The following is a 6,985-nucleotide window of genomic DNA, read 5'->3' on the forward strand; positions in this document are numbered from 1 at the left end:
AGCAGATCATGGCTGTGAGCTTGCAAACGGGTCAGTCCGTGCTGCGGGGCGTGACGATCAATGTCGGTATCCACATCTCGAAGATGTTGCTTCCTTCCCCCGTCCGTCCCTCGATGTCGCCTCCGTGAGATCGCAGGATTGAACGAGTGATGGCAAGGCCCAGCCCGGCGCCATCGCCAGAGTGGCGGCGGGATGCATCCACGCGATAGAAGCGGTCGAAGAGACGCGACAGATGTTCCGGCGGGATGGGTTCCCCGGTGTTCTCGACAGCGAGGTGGATTGTATCGGCGTCCGCACTGTCTCGTACGACGCTGACCGTCACGACAATGCGTCCTCCAACCGGGGTGTAGCGAAGTGCGTTGGACAGCAGATTGCCGATGGCCCGCCGGAGCATCAGCCTGTCTCCGGTCACCAGTCCTGAGCCCTCAAGCCGTAGCGTGACGCCGTTCTCTTCAGCCAGGGCGCCGTAGAAATCGAACAGGGCAGTGACCTCGTCCGCCAGATCAAAGCTTTCCTGGCCCGGTACGATCAGGCCGTTCTCCGATTTGGCCAAAAATAGCATGTCCGAAATCATCCGCGACAGACGCTCGAACTCCTCGCAATTGGACTCCAGCACCTCCCGGTACTCGGTGGAGCTTCGGGTCTTGGAGAGGGCAACCTGGGTTTGCGTCATCAGGTTGCTGACTGGGGTCCGGAGTTCGTGAGCCAGGTCTGATGAAAAATCCGAGAGTCGCTTGAACGACTCCTCCAGCCGGGCCAGCATGTCGTTGAGGGATTCGGCCAACTCAGCCAGTTCGACGGGTACGGCATCCACAGGTAAACGCTGGTCAAGACGTTGGGCGCTGACTTCCGTCGCTCTTCGCTTCATCTCGCGAAGTGGCGCCAGGCCTCGACGGGCAGCAAACCAACCGAGTAGTCCGGTCGCCAAGGTGCCCCCAATGACCACGAGCCAGAGGGTCTTCATGAATGAGTCCATGAAGCTCCGGTGATGGGAAATGTCCGTCGCGACGGCGACTACGGCGGGCGGCCACGCCTGAACTCCGGTTGGTGCTTCGGCCACGATACCCCGGAAGGACAACTGGTCATCGACTTGCCACACGTAGGGGCGCTCAGCCTCAGGTGTTTTGACCCGATCCAGTAAGCGCTGGGGGAAAGGGGCGTCCTCGGTGGCGAACAGGGTGCGACCATCCGGCCCCTTTACTGCCACGACCAAGCCATGATGGCCGATCAAGGAGTCGTCCATCTGCTGCGGAATGGCTGCCAGATCCTTTGACGAATGAACCTTGGCCAAGGCATGGCGAATCAATTCGAGTTTGCCGGTCAGGGCCTCCATGTCCTGCTCTTCGAAGTGGTGTTCGACGGACTCAGCCACAATCAAACCTAGTACCAGCAACACCACGGTTGATGCCGCCGCGAACAGCACGGTCAGGCGGAAGGTCAGCGACTTGCGGCGGACAGGGCGCACTATTCGTCCTCCTGTTCTTCCAGCACATAGCCCATGCCACGCACGGTGCGAATCAGCTTGGGTTCAAAACCGTCGTCGATCTTGGCCCGCAGGCGGCGCACCGCCACCTCGATCACATTGGTGTCGCTGTCGAAATTCATGTCCCACACCTGGGAGGCGATCAGGGAGCGCGGCAGCACTTCACCGCGCCGGCGCAGCAGGAGTTCAAGGAGTGCAAACTCCTTGGCGGTCAGGTCGATCCGCTTGCCCGCCCGCGTGACGCGGCGGCGCAGGAGGTCCAGCTCCAGATCTGCCGCATGCAAGGCGTCGACTTCCTTGTTCTTGGCCCCCCGGCGCAGGAGGGTTCGAACGCGAGCCAGTAACTCCGAGAAGGCGAAGGGTTTGACCAGATAGTCGTCGGCCCCTAGCTCCAGCCCCTTGACTCGGTCATCCACGCTGTCTTTGGCGGTCAGAAACAGGACGGGCATCTCCTTGCCGGCCTTGCGCAGGGCCTGCAGGACGCGCCAACCATCGAGCCCCGGCAGCATCACGTCGAGCACGATGAGGTCGTAAGCTTCGGTCATCCCGAAGTGCAGTCCGTCCATGCCGTCCCGGACCAGGTCCACATTGAAGCCGGCTTCAACCAGCCCTTGCTTGAGGTAGTCCCCTGTTTTGGGTTCATCCTCGACGATCAGTATTTTCATGGTCTTCCTCGCAGCATTCTCCATTTGGCAGCATTAGTTTGGCGCAAGCCACCTCCATTCTTCCCAAGATTACAAAGATGTAATTCCCGGGTCAGTCTCCTGTCGGTTTTTGCACCGCACACTGCTCGCCATGGGAACACCAGATTCCCGAGGCCCCCTTTTGACCCCATGGAGACGACCGATGCGATCAACCCTGCTCGGACTGCTGGCACTGGCCTTGACGAAAAGCGTCCTGGCTGCTGAGCCGCCCACCTTGGAGCCTGCCTCCAGGACTTCCCCTCATGCGTCTTCCTTGTCCGATTATCGTGCCTGGTCGGAAGCCCCCGTTGGCGCATGGCGAGCGGCCAATGATGGTGTTCAGCGTACAGGCGGCATGCATGCAGGCCATATGGCACCTGCCAACACCGATGGGGCTTTGCAAAAGGAAAGCGGAGCGACGCCGCCGGCCTCAGCGAGGCCCCCTGCTGATCATCACCATTAGGAGTTCGCCGTGCGCTCAACCCTATCTCCACGACACTCCCGCGCCATCAAGGGCCTGACCGCCCTGGTCCTTGGTACGCTGGTCCTGAGTGGCTGTGCCAGTTTCTCCCCGGACGGAGGCTTCGACACCATCCGGGAAACGACCCGCGCCCGTATCGGTGCCGATGCCCAATGGGCCAGGAGCGACGAGGCCCGCAAGGAGGTCGATACACGTGTGACCGAGCTGCTGGCCAAGCCCCTGGCCGCTGAGGATGCTGTTCAGGTCGCCATTTACAATAACCGGGGACTCCGCGCCGCATTCTACGATCTTGGGATCAGCGAAGCCGAGATGGTCCAGGCCGGGCGCCTGCCGAACCCCCATTTTTCGATGCTTCGTACCAGCCGCGCCGAGAATGGGGTACGCGAATTCAAGATTGAACAGGTGCTGACCTTCAACCTGTTCGCGCTGATCACCATGCCGCTTGCCGTGGAGGTCGAGAAACGCAACTTCGCCCAGACCCAGCGCATGACGGCGCTGGAGGTGGCGAGGCTGGCCTCCGAGACGCGCAAGGCCTACTTTGGTGCCATCGCGGCCGAAGAGTCGGTCCGTTACCTCCGAAAAGTAAAGCAGGCGGCGGAAGCCGGCGCTGGCCTGGCCCGCAAGATGGCGGAAGTCGGTAACTTCAACCGGCTTCAGCAGGCGCGCGAGCAAGGTTTCTATGCGTCCGCGGCCCTCGATCTGGCTCGGGCCGAGCAAGCCAGCATTGCGGCGCGGGAGCGGCTGACCAAGCTGCTGGGCTTGCCATCACCCCAGGCGATTCGACTCCCCGAGCGCCTGCCAGATCTGCCCAAGCTGCCCGACGAACTGCCGGCTGTCGAGCAAACGGCACTGGATCAGCGCCTCGATCTTCAGGCGGTCCGTCTCGAAACCGAGGCACTGGCCAAAAATCTTGGTCTCACCCAGGCCACGCGCTTCATCAACGTGCTGGAGTTCGGGCCGGCGCGTGTCCTGGAGGGCGCGCGGGATAGCGGCTACAAACGCGGCTACGAAGTGAGTTTCGAGCTTCCGATCTTCGACTTTGGCGGCAGCAAGGTTGCCAAGGCGGAGGCGATCTATGGCCAGGCCGTTGAACGTGCGGCCGAAGCCGCCATCAACGCCCGTTCGGAAGTCCGCGAAGCCTACTCGGCGTATCGCAACAGCTTCGACATTGCAAAGCACTACCGGGACGAAATCGTGCCGCTCAACAAGCGGATCGCCGAAGAGAACCTGCTGCGCTACAACGGCATGCTGATCGGGGTCTTCGATCTGCTTGCCGACGCCCGTTCCCAGATCACCAGTGTGAACAGCTATATCGAGTCCCTGCGTGACTACTGGATTGCCCAGAGTGATCTACAAATGGCCCTGATCGGCAAGCCCTCCCTGGCCGCCGCCTCACGTACCGCTCCGGCCAGCACCGGCCGTCCGGATCACTGAACCGAAAGGACACTCGATGACATCCCGTCGTGCATTCATCCAAAGCCTGGGCCTGACCGGCGGCGCCGTGGCCGCGGCCTCGATCAGTCCCGTCGCCATGGCCGCACTTCCTGAGCTCATCCTGAAGGAGGATCCGAACACGGCGCCGCCGCATCTCCCGCGAGGCGTCACCGGCGCCGGTCGGCCCTATAACCCGGTGGTCACCCTCAACGGCTGGACCCTGCCGTGGCGCATGAACAAGGGCGTCAAGGAGTTTCACCTTGTGGCCGAGCCAGTTGTGCGGGAGATCGCTCCCGGCATGAGTGCCCATCTGTGGGGTTACAACGGACAAAGCCCCGGCCCGACGATCGAAGTGGTCGAAGGCGACCGGGTGCGCATCTTCGTCACCAACCGCCTGCCTGAGCACACCACCATTCATTGGCACGGGCAACGTCTGCCCAGCGGAATGGATGGTGTCGGCGGACTCACCCAGCCGCAGATTCCACCGGGCAAGACCTTTGTCTACGAGTTCGTGGCACGCCGGCCAGGCACCTTCATGTATCACCCCCATGCCGACGAGATGACCCAGATGGCGATGGGCATGATGGGCTTCTGGGTCACCCATCCGAAGGACCGGCACCCCCTCATCGACGAGGTGGACCGGGATTTCTGCTTCCTCCTGAACGCCTATGACATCGATCCCGGCAGCTATACACCGAAGGTGAACACGATGCTCGATTTCAACCTGTGGACTTTCAACAGCCGGGCTTTTCCGGGCATCGACTCCCTCAATGTGCGCCAGAACGACCGGGTCCGTATCCGCGTCGGCAACCTGACGATGACGAATCATCCGATTCACCTGCATGGCCACGAATTCACGGTCACCGGCACCGACGGTGGCCCGACACCGAAGGGGTCGCGCTGGCCGGAGGTGACGACCGACATCGCCGTCGGGCAGATGCGCCAAGTCGAGTTCATCGCCAACGAAGCGGGTGACTGGGCTTTCCATTGCCACAAGAGCCACCACACGATGAATGCGATGGGCCATGACGTGCCGACAATGATCGGGGTTGATCACCGGGAAGCCGCCAAGCAGATCACCGATCTCATTCCCGACTACATGGTCATGGGAGAGCGCGGCATGGCCGACATGGGTGAAATGGAGATGCCGCTGCCGGACAACACGCTTCCGATGATGACAGGCCAAGGCCCCTATGGCGCGGTGGAGATGGGGGGCATGTTCACCGTACTGAAGGTGCGTGCCGAGCAGAAGGCTGGTGATTACGCTGACCCCGGCTGGTACAAGCAGCCTCCCGGCACCCGTGCCTATGAATGGACCGGGCCAGCCGCTGAGCCGCCGCGCGTAAAAACCCAGGGGGGGCAATCCATGCCGGCGAAGGGCAAGCCCGCCGCCACCGACGTGCAGGTCCGAAAGCCTGGTCCGCACTCCGGTCACTGAGCGCCACTCACGATAACAAGCACCGAGGAACCCCATCATGAACAAGACCCTGATCACCCTGGCGGTTCTGGCTGCCGTGGGTGCGGCTTCAGGGGCCGTCCTTCTTTACGCTGGCGCCATCAACGTCGCCGCCGACGCGCCCCATCACCCGCTGACCTATCGTTTGCTCGAATTTGCCCGTGAGCGCTCCATTGCCGTACGGGCAAGCGAGATCAAGCCGCCCATCAATCTGGCCAATCCGGAACGGGTTCGCCGGGGCTCGGGTAACTACGACGCGATGTGTGTGGGATGCCACTTGTCCCCAGAGGCTGAAGATTCAGAGATCCGCAAGGGACTCTATCCGACACCGCCCAAGCTGACTGCCAATCCCGAAGCGGTGCTCGACCCCCAATTCGCCCAGGCCCGTCAGTTCTGGATCATCAAGCACGGGATCAAGGCCTCCGGCATGCCGGCCTGGTCCAAGGGCGGGATGGAGGATGAAGCGATCTGGGATCTGGTCGCCTTCCTCCAGAGGCTGCCAGGGCTGACTGCGACCGACTATACGGCGCTTGTGGCATCCAGCGAGGGACACAGTCACGGTGGGCTTGATGCCCATGACGCTCATGGCGACCCTGCAAAGGATGAGCCCGTCCCTCCCGTAGCCGTGGAGAAAAAGGGGCACACCCATCCGCCCGGGTTCAAGCATACGCACTAGGATTTCAGCGCCTCCGCTTGAAGATTACAGAAAAGTAATTTTCAGGACAGCTTCCCGTCGGAGTGCGCTTGCCAAAATGAGCCATCCCACTCACCAAAGGAATCGCCATGAAACTGCAGATGCTGATCTTGTCGTCCGTCCTGGGCCTGATGGCGGGCACCGCCCTGGCCGGGGCTCAGGTCGATGTGTACAAGAGCCCGTATTGCGGTTGCTGCGGGAAATGGGTCGAACACATGCGGGCCCAGGGCTTCGACGTGAAGACGCATGAGGTGGAAGACGTTCCGGGGCAGCGCAAGAAGCTCGGCATGCCCGACGCTTACGGGTCGTGCCACACGGCCAAGGTCGGCAACTACCTCATCGAGGGGCATGTCCCGGCGGCGGATGTCCAGCGCCTGCTGAAAGAGAAGCCCAAGGCCGTTGGCTTGGCCGTTCCCTCCATGCCGCCGGGCTCCCCCGGCATGGAGAGCGCCAAGCCAATGCCCTACGAAACGCTGCTCGTCAAAGCGGATGGTTCGACCAGCGTGTTTGCCCGTCACTGAATTCCGATACCTCTCCTGAAGGAAATTTCCATGAAAGCCTCGTTCATCACCCTTGCTGCAGTTTTCGTTGCCGCATTCTCCGCGCCGGCGTTAGCTGACAACGAATACCCCGGCCCTGCTGAAACCCATGCCGGGCATGGCGCAGCCTCGTCGCAAATGACCGATGGCCTGGTGAAGAAGGTGGACAAGTCCGCCGGCAAGCTCACCCTGTCCCATGGCCCGCTGCCCAACGG

At 62.0% G+C, this 6,985-nt stretch carries 6 protein-coding genes and 1 pseudogene; 5 read left to right on the plus strand and 2 right to left on the minus strand.

What is annotated here, in order from left to right; all coding sequences use genetic code 11:
* Positions 1-31: 31 nt before the first annotated feature.
* Positions 32-1,465, minus strand: a complete 1,434-nt coding sequence (locus HHL15_RS24600) for a heavy metal sensor histidine kinase (RefSeq protein ID WP_169148438.1) — start codon at positions 1,463-1,465, stop codon at positions 32-34.
* On the minus strand, positions 1,465-2,148 hold the full coding sequence (locus HHL15_RS24605; RefSeq protein WP_148581746.1) for a heavy metal response regulator transcription factor: 684 nt from the start codon (positions 2,146-2,148) through the stop codon (positions 1,465-1,467). The genes HHL15_RS24600 and HHL15_RS24605 overlap by 1 nt, the downstream gene beginning before the upstream one ends.
* 490 nt (positions 2,149-2,638) lie before the next feature.
* Here HHL15_RS24605 and HHL15_RS24610 point away from each other — a divergent pair, with 490 nt between their 5' ends.
* From HHL15_RS24610 to HHL15_RS24630, 5 genes and pseudogenes are all read left to right on the plus strand, one after another.
* Positions 2,639-4,081 (plus strand): TolC family protein, encoded by a 1,443-nt coding sequence (locus HHL15_RS24610; RefSeq protein WP_169148439.1) that lies wholly within the window; start codon positions 2,639-2,641, stop codon positions 4,079-4,081.
* A 16-nt stretch (positions 4,082-4,097) separates the two neighbouring features.
* Complete coding sequence (locus tag HHL15_RS24615) at positions 4,098-5,519, plus strand: multicopper oxidase family protein (protein WP_169148440.1); 1,422 nt, start codon at positions 4,098-4,100, stop codon at positions 5,517-5,519.
* 37 nt (positions 5,520-5,556) lie between these two features.
* Positions 5,557-6,213 carry a c-type cytochrome gene (locus HHL15_RS24620; RefSeq protein ID WP_148581749.1) on the plus strand — a complete coding sequence of 219 codons (657 nt, stop codon included), beginning with the start codon at positions 5,557-5,559 and terminating at the stop codon, positions 6,211-6,213.
* A gap of 107 nt (positions 6,214-6,320) precedes the next feature.
* Positions 6,321-6,752, plus strand: a complete 432-nt coding sequence (locus HHL15_RS24625) for a DUF411 domain-containing protein (protein WP_407058388.1) — start codon at positions 6,321-6,323, stop codon at positions 6,750-6,752.
* A 30-nt stretch (positions 6,753-6,782) separates the two neighbouring features.
* A pseudogene (locus HHL15_RS24630) lies at positions 6,783-6,985 on the plus strand (copper-binding protein); the annotation flags it as partial.

It is taken from the genome of Zoogloea dura (genome assembly GCF_012927165.1).
Classification (GTDB): Bacteria; Pseudomonadota; Gammaproteobacteria; order Burkholderiales; family Rhodocyclaceae; genus Zoogloea; species Zoogloea dura.

Excerpts from the sequence above, each read along its gene's own strand:
- HHL15_RS24625 (WP_407058388.1), top strand. The coding sequence starts at position 6,321 with ATGAAACTGCAGATGCTGATCTTGTCGTCCGTCCTGGGCCTGATGGCG.
- HHL15_RS24605 (WP_148581746.1), bottom strand. The coding sequence starts at position 2,148 with ATGAAAATACTGATCGTCGAGGATGAACCCAAAACAGGGGACTACCTC.
- HHL15_RS24620 (WP_148581749.1), top strand. The coding sequence starts at position 5,557 with ATGAACAAGACCCTGATCACCCTGGCGGTTCTGGCTGCCGTGGGTGCG.
- HHL15_RS24615 (WP_169148440.1), top strand. The coding sequence starts at position 4,098 with ATGACATCCCGTCGTGCATTCATCCAAAGCCTGGGCCTGACCGGCGGC.